The sequence below is a fragment of the Bradyrhizobium sp. CB2312 genome, from assembly GCF_029714425.1.
Classification (GTDB): domain Bacteria; phylum Pseudomonadota; class Alphaproteobacteria; order Rhizobiales; family Xanthobacteraceae; genus Bradyrhizobium.
This window is the reverse complement of sequence record NZ_CP121668.1, coordinates 2,001,987-2,024,928: the sequence shown is the minus strand read 5'-3', so window position 1 is coordinate 2,024,928 and position 22,942 is coordinate 2,001,987. Positions and strand designations below refer to the sequence as shown.

General features: G+C 59.9%; 19 protein-coding genes and 1 pseudogene. 1 reads left to right on the top strand and 19 read right to left on the bottom strand.

Going from position 1 to position 22,942, the window contains the following annotated elements:
* Window positions 1-7: 7 nt before the first annotated feature.
* From QA642_RS09625 to QA642_RS09595, 7 genes are all read right to left on the bottom strand, one after another.
* The gene (locus QA642_RS09625) at window positions 8-1,159 is read right to left on the bottom strand and encodes an ABC transporter substrate-binding protein (protein WP_283084436.1); all 1,152 of its coding nucleotides are present in this window, start codon (window positions 1,157-1,159) and stop codon (window positions 8-10) included.
* Window positions 1,160-1,218: 59 nt separating this feature from the next.
* Window positions 1,219-1,797 carry an alkylhydroperoxidase domain protein gene (locus QA642_RS09620; RefSeq protein WP_283084435.1) on the bottom strand — a complete coding sequence of 193 codons (579 nt, stop codon included), beginning with the start codon at window positions 1,795-1,797 and terminating at the stop codon, window positions 1,219-1,221.
* Between the two features lie 15 nt (window positions 1,798-1,812).
* Entirely contained in the window at window positions 1,813-2,412 is a 600-nt protein-coding gene (locus tag QA642_RS09615; RefSeq protein ID WP_283086843.1) for a CMD domain protein, read from the bottom strand.
* A complete protein-coding gene (locus tag QA642_RS09610; RefSeq protein WP_283084434.1) occupies window positions 2,412-3,461 on the bottom strand; it encodes a putative FMN-dependent luciferase-like monooxygenase in 1,050 nt (349 codons plus the stop codon). The genes QA642_RS09615 and QA642_RS09610 overlap by 1 nt, the downstream gene beginning before the upstream one ends.
* Window positions 3,462-3,586: 125 nt before the next feature.
* Window positions 3,587-4,369, bottom strand: coding sequence for a MetQ/NlpA family ABC transporter substrate-binding protein (locus QA642_RS09605; protein WP_283084433.1), 783 nt, complete (start codon window positions 4,367-4,369; stop codon window positions 3,587-3,589).
* A 203-nt stretch (window positions 4,370-4,572) separates the two neighbouring features.
* A complete protein-coding gene (locus QA642_RS09600; RefSeq protein WP_283086842.1) occupies window positions 4,573-4,755 on the bottom strand; it encodes a hypothetical protein in 183 nt (60 codons plus the stop codon).
* Between the two features lie 131 nt (window positions 4,756-4,886).
* On the bottom strand, window positions 4,887-5,081 hold the full coding sequence (locus tag QA642_RS09595) for a hypothetical protein (protein WP_283084432.1): 195 nt from the start codon (window positions 5,079-5,081) through the stop codon (window positions 4,887-4,889).
* 232 nt (window positions 5,082-5,313) lie between these two features.
* On the opposite strand from QA642_RS09595, the gene QA642_RS09590 reads away from it, so the two are divergent.
* Complete coding sequence (locus QA642_RS09590) at window positions 5,314-7,104, top strand: peptide ABC transporter substrate-binding protein (protein ID WP_283084431.1); 1,791 nt, start codon at window positions 5,314-5,316, stop codon at window positions 7,102-7,104.
* A 244-nt stretch (window positions 7,105-7,348) separates the two neighbouring features.
* Here QA642_RS09590 and QA642_RS09585 read toward each other — a convergent pair whose 3' ends face one another.
* The 12 genes and pseudogenes from QA642_RS09585 to istA form a co-directional block, all read right to left on the bottom strand.
* Window positions 7,349-7,510, bottom strand: coding sequence for a DUF2934 domain-containing protein (locus QA642_RS09585; RefSeq protein ID WP_283084430.1), 162 nt, complete (start codon window positions 7,508-7,510; stop codon window positions 7,349-7,351).
* A 467-nt stretch (window positions 7,511-7,977) separates the two neighbouring features.
* Window positions 7,978-8,397: a HEPN domain-containing protein gene (locus tag QA642_RS09580; protein ID WP_283084429.1), complete on the bottom strand. Its 420-nt coding sequence runs from the start codon at window positions 8,395-8,397 to the stop codon at window positions 7,978-7,980.
* Window positions 8,397-8,699, bottom strand: a complete 303-nt coding sequence (locus QA642_RS09575; protein WP_283084428.1) for a hypothetical protein — start codon at window positions 8,697-8,699, stop codon at window positions 8,397-8,399. The genes QA642_RS09580 and QA642_RS09575 overlap by 1 nt, the downstream gene beginning before the upstream one ends.
* A 24-nt stretch (window positions 8,700-8,723) precedes the next feature.
* Window positions 8,724-8,936 (bottom strand): hypothetical protein, encoded by a 213-nt coding sequence (locus tag QA642_RS09570; protein ID WP_283084427.1) that lies wholly within the window; start codon window positions 8,934-8,936, stop codon window positions 8,724-8,726.
* A gap of 509 nt (window positions 8,937-9,445) precedes the next feature.
* Window positions 9,446-14,146 (bottom strand): serine protease, encoded by a 4,701-nt coding sequence (locus tag QA642_RS09565; protein ID WP_283084426.1) that lies wholly within the window; start codon window positions 14,144-14,146, stop codon window positions 9,446-9,448.
* A 49-nt stretch (window positions 14,147-14,195) separates the two neighbouring features.
* Window positions 14,196-15,056, bottom strand: coding sequence for a hypothetical protein (locus QA642_RS09560; protein ID WP_283084425.1), 861 nt, complete (start codon window positions 15,054-15,056; stop codon window positions 14,196-14,198).
* Complete coding sequence (locus QA642_RS09555) at window positions 15,053-16,816, bottom strand: caspase family protein (protein WP_283084424.1); 1,764 nt, start codon at window positions 16,814-16,816, stop codon at window positions 15,053-15,055. Before QA642_RS09555 ends, QA642_RS09560 begins: the two co-directional genes overlap by 4 nt.
* Window positions 16,817-17,138: 322 nt before the next feature.
* A complete protein-coding gene (locus QA642_RS09550; protein WP_283084423.1) occupies window positions 17,139-17,519 on the bottom strand; it encodes a hypothetical protein in 381 nt (126 codons plus the stop codon).
* 13 nt (window positions 17,520-17,532) lie between these two features.
* A complete protein-coding gene (locus QA642_RS09545; RefSeq protein ID WP_283084422.1) occupies window positions 17,533-19,452 on the bottom strand; it encodes a helicase HerA-like domain-containing protein in 1,920 nt (639 codons plus the stop codon).
* A 76-nt stretch (window positions 19,453-19,528) separates the two neighbouring features.
* Entirely contained in the window at window positions 19,529-20,206 is a 678-nt protein-coding gene (locus QA642_RS09540; RefSeq protein ID WP_283084421.1) for a hypothetical protein, read from the bottom strand.
* A 113-nt stretch (window positions 20,207-20,319) separates the two neighbouring features.
* Complete coding sequence (istB, locus tag QA642_RS09535) at window positions 20,320-21,183, bottom strand: IS21-like element helper ATPase IstB (RefSeq protein WP_166107168.1); 864 nt, start codon at window positions 21,181-21,183, stop codon at window positions 20,320-20,322.
* A gap of 8 nt (window positions 21,184-21,191) precedes the next feature.
* Window positions 21,192-22,682: pseudogene (gene istA, locus QA642_RS09530) on the bottom strand (IS21 family transposase); the annotation flags it as partial.
* Window positions 22,683-22,942 lie beyond the last annotated feature (260 nt).

Sequence of the window (22,942 nt, the reverse complement as noted above, 5' to 3'; positions counted from 1 at the left end):
AGAAAGGTCAGGTCGGCTTGCCGTCCCAGAGTGCGAACTGGCCCTTGCGCACGACCAGCTCGGCATTCATGGCGCCCTTGACGCGGCGGGTCGCGACGTCGAACGTCGCGGTGCCGAAGATGACGCTCGGGACGTCCTTGACCTTCGTGAAGCCGTCGCGGATCGCCTTGCGGTCGGCGCCGCCGATCCTCACCACCGCGGCCGCCATGTTCATCGCGTCATAGGAGTAGGCATTGAAGGCGTCGGGCTCCAGCCCGTTGTACTTCTTCTTGAAGCCGGCAATGAATTTCTGCACCTCGGGCCGTGGATCTTCCGGGAAGTAGCGCGTGCCGACATGGACGTCCTCGACCGCCTCGCCGCCGAGCTCCAAAAATTTCGGCGAATAGACCGAGCTTGCGGCGCAGATCACCTGCTTCAATCCGACCTGGCGCGCCTGGCGCGCGATCAGCGCTCCGTCCGAGTAATAGGAAATCAGGATCAGTCCGTCCGGATTGGCATCGCGCACACGCACCAGCGTGGAGCGGAAGTCGCGTTCCTCCGCGATATAGCCTTCGGTGACCGCGATCTCCGCGCCATACTCCTTCGCGGCGTTGACGAAATAGTCACGGCTGGTGCGGCCCCAATCGGTGTTGAGGTGCAGCACCGCGAGCTTCTTCAGGCCGAGCCGCTTCACCGCATAGCGCGCCAGCAGCGGCTGCTCGTCGGCCTGGCTCACCGACGTGCTCCACATGAAGTCGCCGCCCTTGGTGAAGTCAGGGTGCGAATTGGTGAAGCCGAACTGCACGAGGCCGCCGCGCTGATAGATCGGCGAGGCCGCCATCGAGGCGGGACTGGAGAAATCGCCGAGCTCCATGACGATGCGGGGATCGGAGACGAACTTTTGCGCGATCGCGACCGACTGGCGAGGATCGCTCTGGCTGTCCTCGAATTGATAGGCGAGCTTGCGGCCGTTGATGCCGCCGGCCGCCTGAATCTCGTCGAGCGCGAGATCAAAACCCTGCTTCCACTGCGTGCCATATTGCGCATTCGGTCCGGTCAAGGGACCGCTGACGCCGAGCAGGATCGGCTCAGCGTCCGCGAAGGCAGCGCGCGAGAAGGCGGCGCCCGCCATCATGGCGAGCGAGCCTTTGACCAGGGTTCGGCGATCGATGTTGCTCATGCACGGCTCCATCCACTCAATGTTGATACAAGCAGCAATTCTTGTGCCGGTGAGATTGCCTATTTCGAGGGCTCACCGAGCGACAGCATCAGCCGGTTCGCCCAGTTGAAGAACGAGGCGCCGTTGATGACGTCGACGATCTCGGCATCGTCGAGCCCGGCCCGGCGCAGCTCCGCGATATTTTCAGGACCGAACGCGATCGGCGTCGCCGCCAGCGCCACCGAGGCCTTGACCACGGCATTCCAGCGCTCGCCGAGATCGGCCTTGACGCCCTCGTCGAGCAGGCGTTGCACATCGTCGCGGCGCTTGGAATAGGTGCTGGCGAAGCGCGCATGCACCGAGGCGCAATAGATGCAGCCGTTGTAGCGCGAGGTCGCGGCAGCCGCGAGCTCACGCTCGGCGCGCGGCAGGCCGTCGGCGACGTTGTAGAAGATGTCCTTGTCGGTCTTGGTGCGCGCTTCCAGCACTTCGGGGTCGCGCACCAGCAGGCGGAAATATTCCGACTTGGCACGGGCGCGATCGACGAGGCCATTGAAATGCCGTTCGGTCAGCTCGGCCTCGGGCAGCGGCTCGATCCAGGAGACCCAGCCGAGCTCATCCTGGGTGAAGACGACGGGCGGATTGACGGTGGCGCTCATGATTGCGGCCTTCTCTTATGCGTTCACGGCTGCGAGCGTGCGCAAGCCGCTGACGACGCGCACCTGGAACGACAGGAATGCGACGAGCTGGGAGAACGTGACGATGCCGGTGGTCGACCAGCCGGCGGCGAGCAGCGCCTTCATGTCGGCGGAGGCGGCATCGCGCGGGCGGAACACCAGCAGATGCGCATGCTCGAACGCCGCAGCGAGCCTTGCGCCAAGGACGGACTTGCCCTCCGCGCTGACGCGGTAGATCAAGCCGGCCGTGTTCTCGATCGACAACGGTCCGGCCGGATACGCGCCGTACGGCCCCGAGGTTTCGCCGCGGCCGATTTCAGCTTCGATTGCTTCGACCAAACGCGCGCCATCGGTGGTCGCAGCTAGCTTCGCGCGGTAGAAGGCGGTCACATTGGGCTCTCGATGCAGGCCGATGACGAAGAGCGCGACTGCCGCGCGTTCCACCAGCGAGAACTCGCCGGCATCGATCGGTTCGAACAGCGAGAGATAGCTCTTTTGAGCATTCTCGCGCGCCTGAAGACGGCGGGCGCGGATGGCGTCCAGGGCCGAGCCCGGCTCGATCCCCGCCAGCGTGTCGATGATATCCGTCGTGCTCATCATTCAGCCTCGTGCAACACGTTGATGCCCGTCGGCCGCGCCGCACGGACCCAGCCCAGCGCCGGCGCGACCTTCTCGGCGACCAAATCGATCGAGCGCAGGATATAGGGATGCGGCGCATCGACCGAATGGGCCTGGAAGACCAGATCGGTCACCCGCTCCAGCGTGGCATCGGTGCGGAGCGAGGCGATGACGTCGTCGGCCACGCCGACATGGGTGTCGAACGCCGTGATCATCTCCTCCAGCGTCTCGCCGGGAGGCAAGTGCCCGCCCTTCATGAACTGCGGTAGCGCGCGCCGCAGCCCGATGTCTGCGAGGCGCATCGCCTCGGCGCGGTCGTCGGCGACGAAGACACTGCGCGAGGCCATGATGCGCGGCTCGCAGCCCGGCGGCAGCGCTTCGAGATAGGCATCGATGATCGGGTTCTGGATCTCGGCGAGCGTGGCCTTCGGCCCGTCCTTGGTCCGCGGCTGGGTCCGCGACAACAGCAGGCCGTCGCCCGCCTTGCCGGCGCGGGCACCGCCGGCGACCGAGAACGTCGCCTGCCAGATCCGGCCGTCCAGTTGCGGCCGCTGCGGATAGAGCGTGTCGCCACCTTCGAGCGGCTTGCCGGTCAGCGCGGCGCGGACGATCGCCAGATTGCGGGCAAAGATCTCGTTGCGTTGGGTGCTGTCGAGGCCGAAGGCGGCAAAGGCCGACGGGTTGCCGCCGGTGCCGACGCCGAGCTCGAAGCGGCCGTTGCAGATGAGATCGAGGACGGCGGCGTCCTCGGCCACCCGCACCGCGTTCTCGAGCGGCAGCGTCACGATGCCGGTGCCGAGGCGGATGCGCGAGGTTTGGGCTGCAACATAGCCCAGGAAGGTGAAGGGCGACGGCAGGCCGCCTTCCCGCTCGTGGAAATGATGCTGCGCGATCCACGCGGAATCGAGGCCCGCCTTCTCGGCGCGCACGATCTGCTCGGCGGCGAAGCGATAGCGCTCGGCGGGCGGCGCCTCGTCAAGGAGGCGCGTGAAGAATCCCAGTCGTTTCAGGTTTGCGAAGCGTTTCATTACGACCCCTGCCGGGCGAGGATGGGCCCCGATGATGTCGGTTGGCGCAGCTCCAGACAAGCAGGCATTGCGCAAGGCTGCCCGCCGGGACGGCCCCGCCCCTGAAGCCTGGCTAGGCAGAGTGCCTACCAGCTCGGCAGCACCGCGCCCTTGAACTTGGTCAGGACGAACTCCTTGACCTCGGGCGTGTGATAGCTGTCCACGAGGGTCTTGACCCAGGGCTTGTCCTTGTCGGCGGTGCGCACCGCGATCAGGTTGACATAGGGGCCCTTCGGGTCCTCGCGCAGGATCGGGTCCTTGACCGGATCGAGGCCCGCCTGGGTTGCGTAATTGGTGTTGATCGCGGCGGCGTCGACGTCGTCGAGCGCGCGCGGGGCCTGCGCCGCGTCGACCTCGATGAACTTCAGCTTCTTCGGATTCTCGGTGATGTCGAGCACCGTCGGCTTGAAGCCGGTGCCCTCCTTCAGCTTGATCACGCCCTTGTCGCGGAGCAGCAGCAGCACGCGGCCGCCATTGGTCGGGTCGTTCGGGATCGAGACCTTGCCGCCCTCAGGGATATCGGCGAAGGCCTTGTGCTTCTTCGAATAGACGCCGATCGGGAAGTTCACGGTCAGCGCGACGGCCTCGATCTTGTAGCCGCGGTCGGCCTTCTGGTTGTCCAGATAAGGCTGGTTCTGGAACGAATTGGCCTGGACCTCGCCGGCATCGAGCGCGGCGTTCGGCACGACGTAGTCGGAGAATTCGATCAGCTGGATGTCGAGGCCCTGCTTGGCGGCGATCGGCTTCACCGCCTCGAGGATCTGCGCGTGCGGTCCTGGCGTCACGCCGATCTTGATGGTCTCGGCGCTCGCGGCAGCGGACCAGGCGGCGAGCACGGTTGCGAGGATCAGGGGAAGGCGAAACGACATCTTGGTCTCCGGCAGTCAGCGGCAATGATGGGAACCGTATTCGCTTCTCCGCCGTGCGAAATCAATGAAATGAATATCCATATTGGCGGCAGGTCATGGGCTGCGCCTTCTCGATTCACCACCGAACGTGAAACGAATTCGCGGCGGCGATCAGGCCCGCGACGGGCGGCCGGCGCGTCACCGCCAGCCGCAAGCTCTCGACGTCATCCTCGCGCGCTGTCGACCAGCAGATTCCATATACGCTGGGTTTCGCACCGTTTGCGCACGTCGGGGCTTGTCTCCGGCTCCGAGCGTGAGCGTCTCGCGGCCGGCTTGGCCTCGGGCGGCGCGATCCATCGCTCCGAGATCGGATCGTACCATTTTCCGATCGACATTCCGATAAACATGTCGCTCACGAAGATCACCTCGCCGAACAAATTCGCGTGCCTCTCGCGCCCACCGCGTCTGACGCAACGGCCGTCTGGAAAACGAGGTTCGTTTGTGAACGTTCCTCCTTGGGGACGAACGGCCCGGCGCTTCAAGCGGGCTTTACCGGATGCTGCGTGCGGGGGTGACGCGCGTGCAGCAGCCGTGCGAGGTCTTCGCGCTCGCCGTCGCGCTGCTTCATCGCGGTCTCGAACAGCGCCTCCTGGATGTCGCGGGGCATGTCGCCCCACACGTCCATCGCCGCGCGCCCGAGCAGCCGGGCAAAATGGTCTTCTCCCTCGCCCATCGGTGTCTCCTGATCCCGCTAAAAAGATGGAACGGCTGTCGCGCTGCGGCGTTCCACCTCCGTCCCCGTGAATGCAGGCGTTGCCGCGACCGACCACGCTTGTCGGGCGTGTGCCTCCGCCATTTCGCCGCAGGGTTTTCCGCTCCTGCCGTCCCTTGCCGGCATTGCCGCCTCGTCCATGATGAAACATGATGGGGTGCTGGCGACGAATGTTCCAAGTGGAGGCCATCTGATGGACGAGAACGAAATCCGCAACCTGGTCGCGGAGGTGAAGCAAGGCACCCTGTCGCGACGCTCGTTCATCCGGACAATGGCGACGGTCGGGATTGCGGCGCCTGTTGCAAGCCAGATCCTGCTCTGGAACGACGTGGCGATGGCGGACGCCACGCTGCCCTACAAGCCGACCAAGGCCGGCGGCGGCGGCCTGCTGAAGCTCCTGCTCTGGCAGGCGCCCACCCTGCTCAATCCGCATTTCGCGCTCGGCACCAAGGACCAGATCGCCTCGCGCATCTTCTTCGAGCCGCTCGCCGGCTGGGACAAGGACGGCAATCTGGTCCCCTGCCTTGCCGCCGAGGTTCCGACCAAGGCGAACGGTGGCCTTGCGGCCGACGGCATGAGCGTGATCTGGAAGCTGAAGCAGGGCGTCAGATGGCATGACGGCAAGCCCTTCACCGCCGACGACGTCGTCTTCACCTGGCAATACGCCGCGGATTCTGCGACCGCGGCGTTCACCACGGGCTCCTATCAGAACATCACGGTCGAGAAGATCGACGACCACGCCGTCAAGGTGATCTTCAAGGCGCCGACGCCGTTCTGGGCCGACCCGTTCGTCGGCGGCCAGGTCGGCCAGATCCTGCCGAAGCATCATTTCGCCGATTATATCGGCGCAAAGTCACGCGAGGCTCCCGGCAATCTGAAGCCCGTCGGCACCGGGCCGTACAGGTTCGTCGAGTTCAAGCCGGGCGACTTGATCCGCGCCGAACGCAATCCCGACTATCACATCAAGAACCAACCGCATTTCGACACGCTCGAGATCAAGGGCGGCGGCGACGCGGTCTCCGCGGCGCGCGCCGTGCTGCAGACCGGCGAATACGACTTCGCCTGGAACATGCAGGTGGAGGAGGAGGTCCTCAAGCGCATGGAGGCGGGCGGCAAAGGCAAGCTCGACATCACGCCTTCCGGCAATGTCGAGTTCATCATCCTCAACACGACGGACCCCTGGACCGAGGTCGACGGCGAGCGTTCGAGCGTCAAGACCAAGCACCCGACGCTGTCCGATCCCGCCGTTCGCCGCGCGATCAATCTCTTGATCGACCGCGATTCGATCCAGAAGTTCATCTATGGACGCGGCGCCCTCGCAACCGCGAGCTTCGTCAACGCCCCCAAGCAGTTCAAGTCCCCCAAGCTGAAATACGAGTTCGACATCGACAAGGCGAACAAGATCCTCGACGAGGCCGGCTGGACCAGGGGCGCGGACGGCATCCGCGAGAAGGACGGCAAGAAGCTCAAATACGTGTTCCAGACCTCGACCAATGGCCCGCGGCAGAAGACGCAAGCCATCATCAAGCAGGCCTGCCAGAAGGCCGGCATCGAGATCGAGATCAAGGCGGTCACCGCCTCGGTGTTCTTCTCCTCGGATGTCGGCAATCCCGACACCTACTCGAAATTCTACGCCGACATGGAGATGTACAACACGACGCAGCCGCAGCCCGATCCGGAGCGCTTGCTCAACCAGTGCGTATCCTGGGAGATCGCGACCAAGGACAACAAATGGCTCGGCCGCAACAATTCGCGCTATTCCGATCCCGAAGCCGACAAGGCCTACAAGGCCGCGCAGAGCGAGCTCGACCCGGTCAAGCGCGCCGCGCTGCTGATCAAGGTCGACGAGACCTTCTGCGAGGCCCACGTCTTCCTGCCGCTGCTCTCGCGCCACATCGTCAACGCCAGCGTCAACAGCCTGATGACCGACATCTCGGGCTGGGACACCATCACGTGGAATCTGGCAAGCTGGTATCGGGTCTGAGGACGCGCGCGGAGGCGCGGCGAACGCGAGGCCCGCGCTGGCCCGCGGGCTCTGCGACATTCCGCGTGATGTGTGCTTCGGGTCACAGCAGAATCAGGCGCCCTCGCCTAGACTCCTCGGGGCATGGCCGCAAACAAGGTAACGGCGGTACGCATGAGGCTGCGGAGGCGATCAACAGCTCAGGACTTCTCGAAGCCGCCAGGGTGCAGAACCCGGCGGCTTTTTCTTGATCGCGAGACGCCGGTCACAGCGTATCCGGCGTCCGCATAGTGCTGGACCTGTTCTCGTTGCGCAGCTCCTGCTCGGCCGCGTGCCAGAATTCATCCTTGCGGCCTTCCGGCTTGCCGGCACGCTCCCACAATTGATGCGCGCGCTCCCTGATCTCTTGCTCGTTCGACTCGGACAATTGCGTCTCCTCATCATGAAGCGCAGCCCCGCCCGGGGGGGTATGGGCGGCTGGAGGCGGGACCGCGCAGGCCAGCCATCGGCGGCGATGCCGACCCGCCGATTCAAGCTTCGATCATGTTGAAGTGTTCCTTCACGTCTGACGTCGTCAGGCGGATTCCGTGTCGACCGCCAAGCCTGTGGTCGGCCTCGATCGTCGAACAGCAGACAGTGTCAAACAGCAGACACGCCTTCGCGCTCTCGCGGCGCAATCCGCCCGAGCTTTACTTCATCTCTCACCCTCTCGAGTCAAGAGGGCGCAGGGAAGGCCGGGTGCTGACCTCGCACCCGCGGTCCGCTGCGCGAAAAGTGCGCGAAGGAGGACCGCACAGCAGCATACAGGTGGAGCCAATCACTCGGCCTTCCCTGCGCAATGGTCGGACGGCTTATGCCGTGCTCTCCCGGGAGCCGAGTTCGTTCTGGCCTCCCTCACTCCCGCGAAAGTCGCAGCCCACTCTCTGCAAACAGTAGCGCGAGCCCACGACGCTTAAGACCGATGCGCGCCATCACAATGTCCCAAAAATAGAGCTGCATTAACCGCTCTTGATAGGACTGCAGCGTCCCGAAGGAGCCCTTATGTACGAGATCATGCCGGCGGCGCTCTATCTCTTTGTAGAATAGCCTCTCGTCCGCGAAGGATTTATTGCGCTCGCCGTATGCAGCAGCCAATTTCGATCGAATGGCATCGCTGGTTCCTCCGACAATGATTTCGAGAGCAATCCAGTACGAGGAAAATCGGAATGCCTCGTCTTTTTGATCCATTGCCGCATTGATGAAATTGCACGCCCGCTTCAGACGATCTCGGAATTCGTCCTGCTGGAGCGCTAGCCGACTCGCGATTTCGTTCATCAGTCCAGCATCCAGAATCTTAAGACATCACCGTAAAGAGGCCGTCGCACCACTTCGCCTGCCAAGCTAAGTTCGCCTTTCGCGTTGAAGTTGAAATCAGCTATTGAAGTGTAGAAGGGGAGCTTTCCGAAACTGAGCGAAATAAACGCCCGCAGAAAACTGATCGATTCAAACGCGGGAGTGTAGAGCCTTTCCGCACCTTCGCTCGTAACCGGAGAAATCAGAGCCAGATATGTGCAGTCTGGGAGAGCTAGCGGGCCTACCTGCGCCAGCATCTGGAACTGCCCGTTCTCCACGGCCAACACTTGCTTCGATTGCAGTGGAACTCAGCTTGCCAGCTTTCTTACGATTGCGATCGCTGGATGCCTGTTCGGAAAAATGTCGGCCTTGAGGGTCAACGAGCGGCAAAGATCATGAAATCGCTGAGGATCCGGTGGGATGAAGCTAAATAGCTTGCCGTGGAAGCTGGTGAAGCTGGGATCGATAGTGCTGAATTGCGTAGCGATATCTGCAAGCGACAGGGGTTCTTGAATCGTCATCGTGATTTATCCCGATGGATGCAAGCAGGGCGAACAGGTCGGGCGAGGTTGCGCGTCTCGCATCGATCACGTACCACCGGCGTTGAGGCAGAGGGCCGCCCGCAGGAACTTTGGGAGCGCCATTCTAAGGCTGTACAGCGGGTGAAGAAACATTTGGTAGCGGGGGAGGGACTCTCTACCCTGGCCAGAAATTCTTCAGCGAAATCAACGAAAATCGCCGCGTCTAAGCGACTGTGTCTTGTGCTGGTGATACAATTTACCGGCTCCAAATGCAACCGCAGCGGGTCGAATCGATCCCTGAGTTTCGTGCTGTGGAACGTCGGCCAAATCGGGCCGCTATTGCCAAGATGGGCGGCATCTCAACTTGTATAAAGCTCTCTCCGGACCGGAGCTTCACTTTCCGAAATGCGTGAAGGGTTCTCAATCATTGCCTTCTGCGGCCAAGCCAGGCCGCTGAAGAGCCACTGCCGAATATGGCCCCAGCCTCGCTGCCGACGCTCGACGACTGACTACTTAAGCTCCTCAGGCATCGTCTCTTCGGCCGCACCTATTGTGGCGCTTGTAAGCGAGGATGCATCGTGCAGGCCGCCTAAGCGCATCGCATCAATTACCGCGCGGTAACCCGCTTCAGATGGCAATTGCCAACGGCCAGTGGCATCCAGAGAAGGCCAGGGGATCGGCGGCTGGCTAGACCCGATATCCATGAGCGTTAGCGAACCAATGATCGATCCATCCGCGATCCGCAGCCATGTCAGCTTCTTGAAGTCTTGCAAGACAATCTGCCCGACCGGATCACCCGCCACAGGTCGGCCCGCGACAACATTGCCCTCTACACCATTCACTTCGACCCAATAGCGTGGAGGTCCGCCGGCAGCGGGCCACACACCGACCCCGACGCAACTTCCAATCCCTCTGCCACGACATCCAATCTGAAGGACCATTGCCAGGTCTCCCTGCGGGGTTCTCTGGACGTAAGAGATATCCTCAATCCACTCGGGCCAACCACCATTGGGCGCTCCGAGGCGCGAGGTTTCAGCGCCTGTTTCGATATCATAGACCTTCAAAACAGACTTGAACTGCTCGATGAATTGGATAGTTAGCAGAAAAATTTCGTCGAACCGCCATCGTAAGTCGCTGCGACGCCGAACTCGACCATCGGTCTTGATGAGATTCAGTTGAATACTCTTCGAGGAGCCGAACGCCTCTGGGCTCGACCTGCGAGTCGTCCAGCGCAGGAATCTGTTGCCATCCTCCGTGGCGTACACATTTATCGCTTCCGATGTGATTTTAGTCCCGAACCACTGCAGCTTTGATGGCAGAGCTATCTTTCCGATTTGTGTCAGCAACGTTGCATCGTAGACGAGAGCACTATTTGTCAACTGCAGAACAGCGACGTTGTCGCTCACGTAGCATTGGTGCACCGGGCCTGGGCTCTCAACTGATGCAGCCTTCCCGTCGCTCGCGAGGCGGTAGATCCCCCCAGCGCCACAAACCGTGATCGTTCCATCGTCAAGAACATCACCATCAAGAATTGCGCCAATGTCACGTATAGGAACGATCTTCTCAGCACCCGCGGCAAAGTCGTAGTGACGGACATCATTGTCCGAGTACGCGATCAAAACTGAATTCTGACGCGTAGCGCTGATGGTTTTCGGCGAAAATCGGCGATAAATCGGATCGGGCAACGCCGGCGACATCTGAATGAAGGGCAACTGGGCCAGCGGCGGGAGGTCTGTCGAGCGAACACGGAACACGAACATCCCTACACCTTGACGCCAAGCCAAAATGCGAGACGAATCCAAACTATATGCTACATGGGAGAGCGCACTTCCCTGCGTCGACAATTCCCATTCTGATCTGAAGGAGGTTTCAGTAGCTCCCTCCTTAAGCGGCAACCACTCGATCCAGGATGCCAACGTGCTTTCCCCACCTCCCACGGATTTTATAACAGCCGCATATTTTCCATTCGGAGAGACAACGCACGATCCTGACTGCGTTGATTGCTTGTCTGCGCTCAGTAAGGTTGTTCGAGCTGTAACAAAAGGAGCCGCTTTCCACTCGATGGTTAATTGCTCAACAGTTCCAGCTCGGCTTCCATCTGCGACAAGTATCTTCTCGCCATCGTCGGACACGCAGATTGTGCGTGGTGCCCAGTAATTCCGATCATCGCTCTTCGCAAACAAGTCCACGGAGCCGCGCGTTGACTGCTCGAGATCGAAGAGGTCGGCGGTGCTTGTGTGAATCACCATCAACTTCCGCCGATCGGAGAACCACAACCAATTTAGCTGAGAGGATTCGCCGGATTCCTCAAAGACCTGAACAAGGTTACCGTTCGGGTCCGACCTGAGAATGTAACTTCGCTCGGGACCGGCTATGACAAGGGCGTCTCCCCCAGCGTCCGTCACAAGCTTATGAGCGGCGCCATACGACAAGTTGGAGGCAGCAGCTTTGCGAATGCCTTTAACATTGTCGAATAATTCGATCTTCCCATCCGGGAAGAGGAAAAAACATCGACTGGCATTCTCGGCGCATGTTACGTCCCTGGCTCCCTGAACTATTGTTGTGAGTGCTTCTAGCGGCCGCTCAGCGGTGAGATCAAAAAGCCGAAACGAACTCAGCCCCTGGCCATTGCCATCGGGCCGTTTGATCACCAGTACCGCTCCGCGATGTCGGGCCGCAATGTTGACTCTCTCATCAGGCATCAGATCGACTTGATCGATGATGCGATCATTGTCCACATCCCAGATCTTTAGTCTGTTAGTGTCAGATCGAACAACGACGCGCCTGATATCTGGTGTTACGACAGTTTGATCTCCTTCGTCATCTTCCTCGAAGAGCACCGGGCTCCCGCCCAAATCTAGCTTTCTCCAGTATGGGACACTTTGCAATGCTTTAGCGATGATCTCCGACGCGCGTGGATTTGGCTTGATTGATTGAGCTGCATACGCGAGCGCGAGCGCTGCGGCTGGATTGTTGAATTTTGGATCAGGTTGGAGCGAACCGAGAGACTCCGCAAGATAGAATCTCGCTGTGGCTGTCTTGTACAGATCGAGCCAATGGTTGCCTTTGAAATAGAAGGTCGCTGCTACGCCCGTGACAGCAGCAATCAACAGGACGGCAAGCACAGCGAAAGCCTTCGCTACCTTATCGCGCCGAGCTGACTGATCGCGAGACGCTGCCGACGCAGCGATGAGCGAGGCCTCGCGCTCGGTCCACGCGCGCATCCCCGATTTTCCGTGCTCGACCACGGCAAGGTCGACCGGGTCAATAAGACCACTCTCCGGATGAGCAGGGTCCCAGTCCTGAACCCGGCTCTGAAGGATGCGTTCTGCCCGCTGCCCAGGCTTCACCGATGTATCGTAATTTGCACGAACCAACGGTGCCAGAGTGTCGTGAGCTAATCGAGTGATGCCGCCCTGTTCTCCGGGCGAGACGGTGGTGTTGTGTTCGATCGAATACAGCAATGAGTTAGTACCCAGGGACCTCATCACATCGAGCACGTGATCGGCCTGCCCACCGCTGACGCTCTTGCCGTACAGCTTCTCGATCTCCGATCCTGATAGCTCCGTTGCTGTCCCGTAGCCGGTTGTATGCCGGTACAACACATCCGTGACCAAGCCAGACGCAATGTCCTCCGGATGCGTTTGAGCCACTGCATCCAGCTGCTCGGCGAGGAAGCGGTTGAGATCCAACCTGCTCCGCATGCGCTCTTCATAAGTCTGGACGCTAAGCCTCCATTCATCGGGGCGGCCATTCCTGGCCTCGTTCCACATTCTCGTCAGAATGATGCTCAGAACCGGGCTGACCGGTGATGAGGGGTCTTCCAACAGGTCGTCTGCCACGCGCCGCGGCAGGTCCTTGTCCACCGCAAATTGATAGAACTTTCGCAGGCGTTCAGTACTGCTGATCCCGCGCACAATTTCCTCGATCTCGTCCCGCGCCAGCCGCTCTAGATAGAACTCACCGACAGCCAACCCTTCATCAGTCAATCGGGTGCGCACGTTGGCGAGCCACTCGCTCCGAAAAGACAGGATGATCTTGAGAAGGTGATCATTTCGCTGCGCTAACTCACCCTTGATGCGTTGCGCCAGCGACACTAACTCGGCGTTCCCATCGACCTTGGGGTCCGCGAAGACCTCCTCGATCTGGTCGAGCACAATGACGGCCGGGCGGCCGGTCTCCTGTGATGCAGTTCGCGCGACATCCAGCGTATCACTGAAGATATCGATCAATCGCCTTGAAGCTTCCCGCCGGGAGACTCCGACCTCATGATAGAGTGACAAGCGTGGCAACAAACCCGCCTCCAGGAGAGACGACTTTCCTATTCCGGAGGCGCCATAAAACAGCGTGACGGCAGGTGTATTTTCATCGGTCACCTGGAAGTAAAGGCTGCGAACCTTGCGGTTCCTTCCGAAGAACACCTCCGCATGCTCGGTGCCATACCAGTGAAGATATCGGAACGGCTCAACTGGAAGCTTTTGACGTGGCAGTCCTGGCAGACCGCGGATCGGATCGAGCGCAAGCCCGTAGGACGCGCAGCGTTCTTGCAAGCTGGTTGTTGCCAATGGGCAAGCATAGAGAATGCCGCCCGCGATATGCGGCACTTCGACCGCTCCGGTCCTGGCTTGGGCGATGAGGTTTGACCGAATGATACCGACGACAGCGCCGTCCACGAGGCATGGAGCGCCTGACAATCCATTTAGAGGATCTCCCAGGGCTGCTGCGGCATTTTCGCTGAAGAGCTGATACGTCCATGCATCCTGATATCGCGCGTCGCGATCCTGGACGCGGCCGGAGATCGCAACACCACTTCCGGTCAGACGCGCAAGCGTCGGAAACCCCCAGGTCTCGAAAAGTAGTTTGCCAAGCTGACCCTCAATCTCGCTCTCGGCGATTTCACCAAGCGGCAGCGGACGAATCCCAGAAAAGTCGCGGGTCGCCTCCAGCAACGCCCAATCCGCCACTGCATCGCTCGCATCCTCGACGATCTTGACGGAAACGCGTTCAGACTCGAGCCCCATTGGCTCGAACCACAGGTCCCGATACAACGCCAGCGATCCCTTCGCCGCGCTCGCGGCCCGATCACCAACGACATGAAACGCTGTCAGCAGATGTCGTTTGCCGACAACGAATGCACTTCCGACGCCCTCCTTGCCATCCAGCCGGATCGCTCGCAACCGCCCAATCGCCGCTTTGACTTCCGGTGTCATGCAATCTGCAACCTCGACCGTTCGGCAGGATGAAATGTCGACGGCTCAACTATTGCAGGCCAGACCAGACGATCTTTGCTACGTCGACATTGTCCAGATAGCCAATGATGCCGTGTCTGTTGTCAGTATGATTGTTGACCGCGCCATTGTTGGTGATCGACGGGTTCACGTCGAAATTGTCTCCGTCGAGAGGATATAGCGCAACGATGTCTCGTGGATCATAGGCGTTGTACCACCCCTTGCCGCCAACCGGGTTTGAGATCGGGGTCAGGCGCTTTCGAACCGCACGAATCGCAAGAGGTGAGCCGACCGACACGTAAAGAGGAACCTGGCCCGGCTTTGCCTTGAGGACGCTATACGCCACGACGCTGCCCAGTGAATGTCCAACGACCACTGCCGTGTCCTTTGACAGCATGTCTGCGACGATCTGATCGACAGCATTACGGACCATGTCACGCTGCGTGTACAGGAACACGTCTCGCAGGAAGACTTCAATCGTGTCTTGCGATACGCCTGTCAGACGGCGATCGATAAGGCGAACGACGGCCTGTACCCATTTCCAGTTTTGAATTCCCTTCTCGGCGGGTACTGGCCCCAATTCAGCCTGAACCTGCGCATCGCCAATGCCGGCACGAAGCCGCATCTCATCGGCCACCTGCGCTCGAAATTCAGCGTACTCGTCGAATACCGGACTGCCTTTGGGAATGATGGCCGGATCGGCTGGTAATTCGAACTGCTGAACAAACTGGTCGAGACGGTCACCGTAGAATGGAAAATCAAATGCGACGTCGGCAGGCAGTGACAAGCCTGCCTTGTGCAGCCCCTTCGTCAAGGTTTCGATCCATTCCGCTTTCAGCTTCAGGGGATCTTTGCCACCCTGGCTACGACCATGCACCAACAAAATTCTCATCGGATTTCTCCCAACTCACCGCGTTCGATCGCGTAAAAAATCGCCTGCGCGCGCGCTGGCGCAAAAGTCGTCCAGAGGGCCGGCTCAAGTTCGTCTTGGGCTTCATCGAGAACGCCGGGAAGCGTCACGCCCCGTGCACGCAACAGATTCCAGCCCTGCGTCAATGTCGGACAGAATGGAACAACCGGCGGGCCGGGATTAACTCGGTCCGTAATCTGCCGGGCTAGTAGGGCGATGTCGAACAACCGGCAGTCCAGATCCTGAACCATGAAATCGAGAACCGATTGGACGTCCTCACGTCGATCGGCCTCTGAATAGGCGTAAGCTGCGTATATCCCCAACGTAGGATCGAGGCCCTTTTCGACACGGACTTGCTCGGCGAGGTCACTGGCTCTCTGCCTGTCATTCAGCCGAAACACACCGAACTGGGCAGCAGCAGCCGCTGCCGCACGCAAGCGATCCAACCGTTCCCGACGATTGCTGTAGTCCGCCCAACGGTGCGTGTTTTCCGAGGGCACGTAACTGACATTCACGATCTTCCCGCCGTCCACGACTACATGGCCAATGAACTCGTTCAAGGCGGGGAGTGCCGCGCCGCAGCCATTTGTAAACCTGACCATAACTGTGCACGCAGGAGCGAGGTGCGCCTCAACTCGAATGACCCCTGGATTCTGGTCGTCCCCATGCGAACGAATGATAGGGCGCTCGCCGTTCGCTACAATGGCGTCCGAGATTACTGCGCCAACGATGGCGAAACCCGTCCCTGTCTCGAAGCGACGGACCTCTGGTACGATCGTTCCGACCCTGGCGATGACATTCTCGAATTCGGCCTCCTGCGCGAGCCTGTGGATCGCGCGTATCTCATCCGGCTCAATCGCTGTCTGCTGTCCCAGCGCTTCTTCCAGAGCAAGCGACGCCACGTCCCTCATATGAACCGCTGGTGGGGAAGGCACCACGTCCGCAATGTCGCCACTCAAATCAGCCTGCAACCTGGCTTTGCCAATGTAGACGTCATCATCGGAGAGCACCTCGGCATCGGGGGCCTGGTTCAGCTGGATGTTTACACTTGCCAGCAACGACGTGACTTCGCGCTGCAGGTATTTGCCAAGCGCACGGTTGGGAATGATCTTGATGGCTTTGCCGTCCTCCACGATTTCGCGAACCATGTCTGGATCAGGCTTTTCGAAGGCCTGCAGGAAACAGTGGGTGAAGACGTTTTCCGTGGCCTGCTGCTCGCCTATTGGCGCCTCAAAAGCCGAGGTGCCCTGCGCTGCAGCAACGAACTTGTCGACCTTTGCGCGAGTTCGCTGCACGTCTTCATTGGGAAAGATGATGCTTCCTCGCACCTTGAGCGCGCGGGGCGTATTAGGAATCGTGCGGCATGCATCAGAGATCAGAACGACGCTGGGTATTCCGCAATCCTTGGCGAACTCGGCGGTCTCGGCCCAGCTAACCGCTGCGTTAGCGTCGGCGGGCGCATCGGTGAGGAGCCAAAGCTCCGCTTCATTCTTCCAGTAGCCATGTCCGGAAAAATAGATGATAAGCTGCTGGAAGGTCCCAGAGTTGACAAACCTTTCGACTGCCCTAGCGATTTGTCCGTGAGTCACGGGACCGGCGCCGTCGGTGATGGTCACGACCTCAAAGCCCTCTTCAGCGAGCCATTTTCCGAAGTCTTCCGCGCCCCTGACTGAAGCATGGAGAGCAGGCAAGCCGCCCGTCTTATTGACCCCTATGACAACGGCGCCACGCTTCTTGGACATTGATCCGCCCCTCCCGGCGGGTGCAACGATAAATGAACAAGATATGTCCTTGCAACCTTTCTCACCGACCCAGCGGCTTCCGAACAGGGGTGTGCGCTGGTCGCCTGGGAAGCGCGAGAGAATACGCTGCCGTATCACCCGGCAGAATCTTCTCCATCATAGGTGGTCGATTGCATCAGGTTGGTGTCAGCGACCCCGACCTAACGGCGAACCATCGATAACCATGGTAAAGCCGTTCGCCCGCTACTGCGCCATGTGAGGGCGCGCGTGCGGGCGGACTTGCTCTTTGGAGCTACACCATCCGTTTGGGCAAGACCCGAGATTAGTCGCCCCCTACGCGTTGCAGCTGACCCGGCGCCGCCAGGAGGTCCTCGCAAGCGATCACAGCTTTCTGTAGGTCCTCCGTCAGGTGCTCGAAGGAGTAGGGATCTCCCCATTCAAACGGACTCCGTCCCCCAGTCTCCGGCAAGTGAAGTTCGCGCACCATGCGGTACTCAGTGATGGAATCCTGGGCGCGTGTCACCCACATAATCCGGCACTTCCCATATTTGAATCCATCCTCCTCCCGAAGGCAATCGATGATTCCCTCCACGTTAACCTCTGCTGCCGACTCGCCAATAACAATGAAATCGCCCCCGAAAATTTGGGTCGCCACGAACCGCAGCGGACGTTTGGCGGTACTCACGATCTCAAATCTGCGCATCTTGATGTTCCTTTCAGTTTGGTTTGCGGACTTTGACATGGGACACAGTTCCGGAGACTTTGTTCAGGAAGATTGCCTCTCCGATGGGCAAACTCTTCAGCCGGTCGGGGTGGTGCTTGTACGAACGCACGGATCGGAGTGAGCCGAGGGAATTTGGAAGGTCACTTTCCGTCTGCGCTGTCACTTCAAGATCGGCCGCCGTTCCAATAAGTGCTGCCGCCGTCTCCGCGTCGGACGGCGCGTTGAGCGCGTGAATGAGGTGCAAATTGATTGACGCTAATAAAGCGTCGAGGAATGACGCGTGCGGCCCTTTCGCGGAAACGTTCTGGAGCTGCGCATAGGCCTGCGTCCCAATGACCAGTGCGAGATTGAAGGACCGTCCCATGCTCGCAAGGGAAATCAGATTCTCGGCAGCGTAGCTGTGGGCCTCGTCCAACACGATGAGCCAGGGCGTTTCGTTCACGGCCGAGGCAGCTTTGATATCCTCGACGATCAACCGGCCAAGCTGACGTGTCCAATCCGGATAGGCCAGCGCCGGCAGCACGAAGTGCACATATGAGTTCTCGGCTCGGACCTGGGCAAGCTCGATGACTTTTCGATTCGAATCGCGAGTGTCGAAAAGCGGCGCCAGAGATGATTGAGATAGATTACGAATGTCTGCTCGCAAGCCCGCGATGTGTTGCTCGTTCTTCTGTTGTTCGACGATCTGATTTGCAAGCGACTGAACGTGCTCGCGATTAACAAAGTTCTTGCGTCGAAGCGCAACGAGCAAGCTCTTCAGATCGAGATATCGCGCTACCTGGAGGAAGTCGATGCGGAAACCTATCGCCTCCAGGACCGTAAATAGGGTCTGCGCAACACCGAGATTAATCTTGTAGAAGAACGGCTCGCTGTGATCCGACATTGCCATCACTCTGTTGGCACGGCTTGTCGCGTCGCCGTATGAGACCGGATTGTAGATGCACGAGCGGCTGGGATCGTTCGCATCGAAGAGGTAGGTTTCGGCTCCCAACCGTTCAGCAAGAGCGCAATTCTCGGTGGCCAGCGTGGAATCTCCCTTTCCACATACAAAGACCACGGAAAACCCTGCGCGGAGCCATTCCTCGACGAGGACCCGAATCGTGGTGGTCTTTCCAGTTCCGGTCGAACCGACGGCAAGCGTATGACGCAGCATCGCCGTGACCCCGATGGTGACGCGAGCGCCCGTCACGTGGTCAGTACCGAGCGTAATAAGTCCCTTGACATGCGGACGACGCGAGAGCCACCAGCGACGGAGGCGCACGAGGGGCGCGTCTCGGCGGCGGGAGGGAAATTTCGTCGCAAGCAGCTCGGCCGAGAACGAACGCTTCCTCGCGTCTCGCAGTAGAACAACGGCCGACGCGACGAGCAGACCGATTGGGAAATTGGTCAGCCATTCTGTGGGCTCTGCAAACGACCTGATCCATATGTTGTAGATGCCCGCCGCGCCGTATTGCGTGACGGCTTTGAGGTACGATCGAAAGCCTGCCAAGATATGGGGCACCTCAACCCGGGCCGCAGTCGCGGCGAAGACAACTAGGCTAGCGAGCGCGAGAGCCGGGAAAGCGGAACGCGCGTTCCCGGACAGCCAAGTCACCGCCCAAACAACGACAACTCCAACAACGGCGGGACCAGTGCAAAGGGTTGCCAGAACGCCGCACAGAATCGCGGACAGCAGCGTTTCCGCGCCCTTCTTCTCAAGTTCTGCAGCGCAGGACCGCCACGCGGCGTCGTATTCGGAGACCTTCACCTGTGCCAACGAGAGGTGCTTCGAGATTGTTTCGTACGAAAGATCTTCCTGCAGGGCCTCAGAGACGACCCCGGAGTTATGGCCCATGCCGCCGCGGCGCTTCTGCGGCTTCGCCAGTTCGAAAGAGCTCTCGCCCACGCCGTCTGCCGTAGTCTGCCCTGCCATCTATGCCTCGCAATTTGATATCCGCGAGGGTTGCAATACTCTTCATCGGCACAGCAACTAAGGACAGAATTCAAATTTATAGATTTGATTTTTGCTCCAAATCCTCTTCCTTCAAGGCTTCCCTGAGGTGCCAGCTCAGGCGCGGGATAACGAGGCGTTCTTGCCAGCCCAGAGCTGTGCGCACACCTTTGTCCAGCTCGTCGGGCAGTTTGAGCACCTCAAGCTTATCCCGACCTTTTGACGCGGCCAGCCCGATGGCGATCGTTGCAAAGCTTTTGAAGCGCCTGAATGCATCCCGGTTTCTATTATTCGACAGCTCGACTCCGGCTTGCATCGCAAGCGACCGCAATGACAGCAAGAGCTCTCTAGCGGCAGCATACGATTTGCGACCCGCGGCTCTTTTTTCAGCCGGATGGTCCTTTGCAATGCGAGTCGCGTCGTCGAATAAACTTCTGAGCTCCCTTGCCAAATTCGCAAGCTGGCCCTTGCTCAAACTTGACCTCGCCTTGTCCCAGTTCGATGTCAGCTGGTAATGAACAAGCGGATATTCGTCTGAGATATTTGAAGGCTCTTCGATCAAATCAACCAAGTGTTCCGCCGTTTTCGCTAAGTCGGAGAGGTAGTTCGAAAGATGGAGGCGGCGACCAATCGAAATATCGGCCACGATCGAGTTTGCAAATAGAGCAAACGCGGCACGAAGCGGCTCTTCGTGCCCGTCGAGATCGGTCTCAAGAGCTTTTCCCAATGCTTCCATTTCGGCTCTGGTTAAAGCAAATAAGTCGTCGCACATTCTTACGCGCAAACTATGCGAATATAACAAGTCAAAGTAGTTGTTATTGTACCGCCTCATGTCCCCTCAGGAGTCTGTCAATCGGCGTTCGACTGGGACCCCCTATCGGCATCCAAAAGGGACCCCTTTGATCGGCGCGCTCTGCTGGTAGCGCTCGGGTCGTCGGAGCTGGTCGGGGTTGCGGAGACGGCGCGAGCGCGGGTTGTTTGAACATCGTCGCGGCTTTTGAAGCGCCAACTGTCGTTGCCGGTCTCAACGATGTCGCAGTGATGGGTCAATCGGTCGAGTAGCGCGGTGGTCATTTTGGCATCGCCGAACACGCTGGGCCATTCGCCGAACGCAAGATTGGTGGTGACAATGATGGAGGTGCGCTCGTAGAGCCGGCTGATGAGATGGAACAGGAGCTGACCGCCCGATTGCGCGAACGGCAGATAGCCCAGCTCGTCGAGAACGATGAAGTCCATGCGGGTCAGATGCTCAGCGAGCCGTCCCTGCCGTCCGTTGCGGGTCTCGGTCTCGAGCCGGTTGACGAGATCGACGACGTTGTAGAAGCGTCCTCTAGCACCATCGCGGATGCAACTTCTGGCAATGGCGATGGCCAGATGGGTCTTGCCTGTGCCGGTGCCGCCAACCAGCACGACGTTGCGTTGCTGGGCGATAAAGCCGCCGCCAGCGAGATCATTGACGAGAGTTTGATTGATCGGCGTGCCGTCGAACTGGAAGTCCGCGATGTCCTTGGCAAGCGGCAGCTTGGCAATGGTGAGCTGGTATTTGATCGAGCGGGCTTGCTTCTCGTTGATCTCGGCGTTGAGCAGGTCGCCGACAATGCGCTGGGGTTCGTGCTGGCGCTTGACGGCAGTTGCCATGATCTCGTCGAAGGCAGCCTTCATGCCGTAGAGCTTGAGTTCGCCCATGAGGTCGAAGATTTGGGTTCGTTCCATCAGATGGTCCTCCGGAGGTTGTCGTAGCGGGCACAATCGGCGATCGGTGCATGACGGAGTGTCAGTGCGGCCGGCGTCATGATGTTGGCCGGTGGGGCGGGTTCACGTTGACGGGCCAGGATATTGAGAACGACATCGGCGGAATGGACGCCATGACCGAGCGCTTCGGCACAGGCCGCTTCCACCGCGGGCAGACCGTCAGTCAGCACCGCGTTGAGGATGTCGACCATCTGCCGATTGCCATCGTCGGTGCTGGCAAGCTTGCGCCGGATCCGCTCGATCGCAGCCGGCAGCACCCAGTCTTTGAAGGGAGCACCGTTGCGCAAGGCGCCGGGTTTGCGGGCGAGCACCGGCACATAATGCCAGGGGTCGTAGACGGTATCGCCGCGGCCAAAGGATCGCGGGTGCTCGGCAACGATGCGCCCATCCTGACGGATCACGATACGATCGGCATAGGCTTGAACCTCGACCGGTCGTCCGACTGCGCTGGCTGCGACGGAGTACTTGTTGTTGTCGAAGCGCACCAGGCAGGTCTTCGAGACCGATGCCGTCACCGCATGGAAGCCGTCGAAGCGGCCGGCATAGGGAACGAGTTTGGGGCGCTCGGCTTCGAACACGTCCCAGATCGTCTGATCGGTCAGCTCCGGATGGCGATGAGCCTTGGCGTAGGCGATGCATTTGTCGAGCAGCCAGGCGTTTAACTCGTCGAGGTTCTTGAAGCGCAGCCGCGGGGTGAAGAAGCGTTCGCGGACCAGCCCGACCTGGTTCTCGACCTGCCCCTTCTCCCAGCCCGACGCCGGCGTGCAGGCGACCGGATCGACCAGATAGTAGCTGCACATCTGCAGGAAGCGGCGATTGTAGAGACGGCCTTTACCGACGAAGATCGTCTCTACGGCGGTCTTCATGTTGTCGTAGATGCCGCGGGTGCAGGTGCCTTTGAACAGGGCGAACGCCCGGTCGTGGGCGTCGAACACCATCTCCTGCGTCTCTCGCGGATAGGCCCGCACGAACAGCATGCGGCTGTGACAGAGCCGGACATGAGCAGCCTTCACCATCACTGTGGTGCCGCTCAGCAGGACGACCTCGTGGCTCCAGTCGAACTGGTAGGCTTCGCCTGGTGCAAAGCTCAGCGGCACATACGCCGACGCTGTCGAGGTGCCGCGTTCCTTGCTCCACCGTCGTGCGTATCGACGAACCGCATCATAGCCGCCGACATAACCGAGGCCGCGAAGCTCTTCGAATATACGGATCAGCGTCAGCCGTTCCCGCGCCGACTTGCTCTCATTCCCTGCCAGCAACCGGTCAAGCTCGGCACTCCAGGCACCCATCTTCGGGAGCGGCTGCGTCTCGCGCTCATACCGGAACTCCGTCGCTTGAGAACGAATGACCTTGCGAACCACCTTCCGCGATACGCCAAGTTCTCGGCAGATCGCCTTGATCGGACGACCATCAACAAAGTAGGCGCGACGGATCTTACCAATCGTCTCCACCACCAGCATCCCAACCTCGGCTTCCATGACTCGATGGAAGCCACTGTGGACCCTTGTCCCGGGGTCCCGATTGGATGCCGATTACCCCGAATACGGGGTCCTTATTCCATGCCGAAACACAGTCCGTCGCTCGTCTTTGTGTTCTTCCCACAACGCAGTAAATGTTTCGTCACGAAACACTTTTTGCTAATGGGCAGCCAGGAACGAACCGCCAAAAGCGGTCGCAGGTCTAAGTAGGCCCTCCGATCCGATTTGCGAGAAGAGACTTA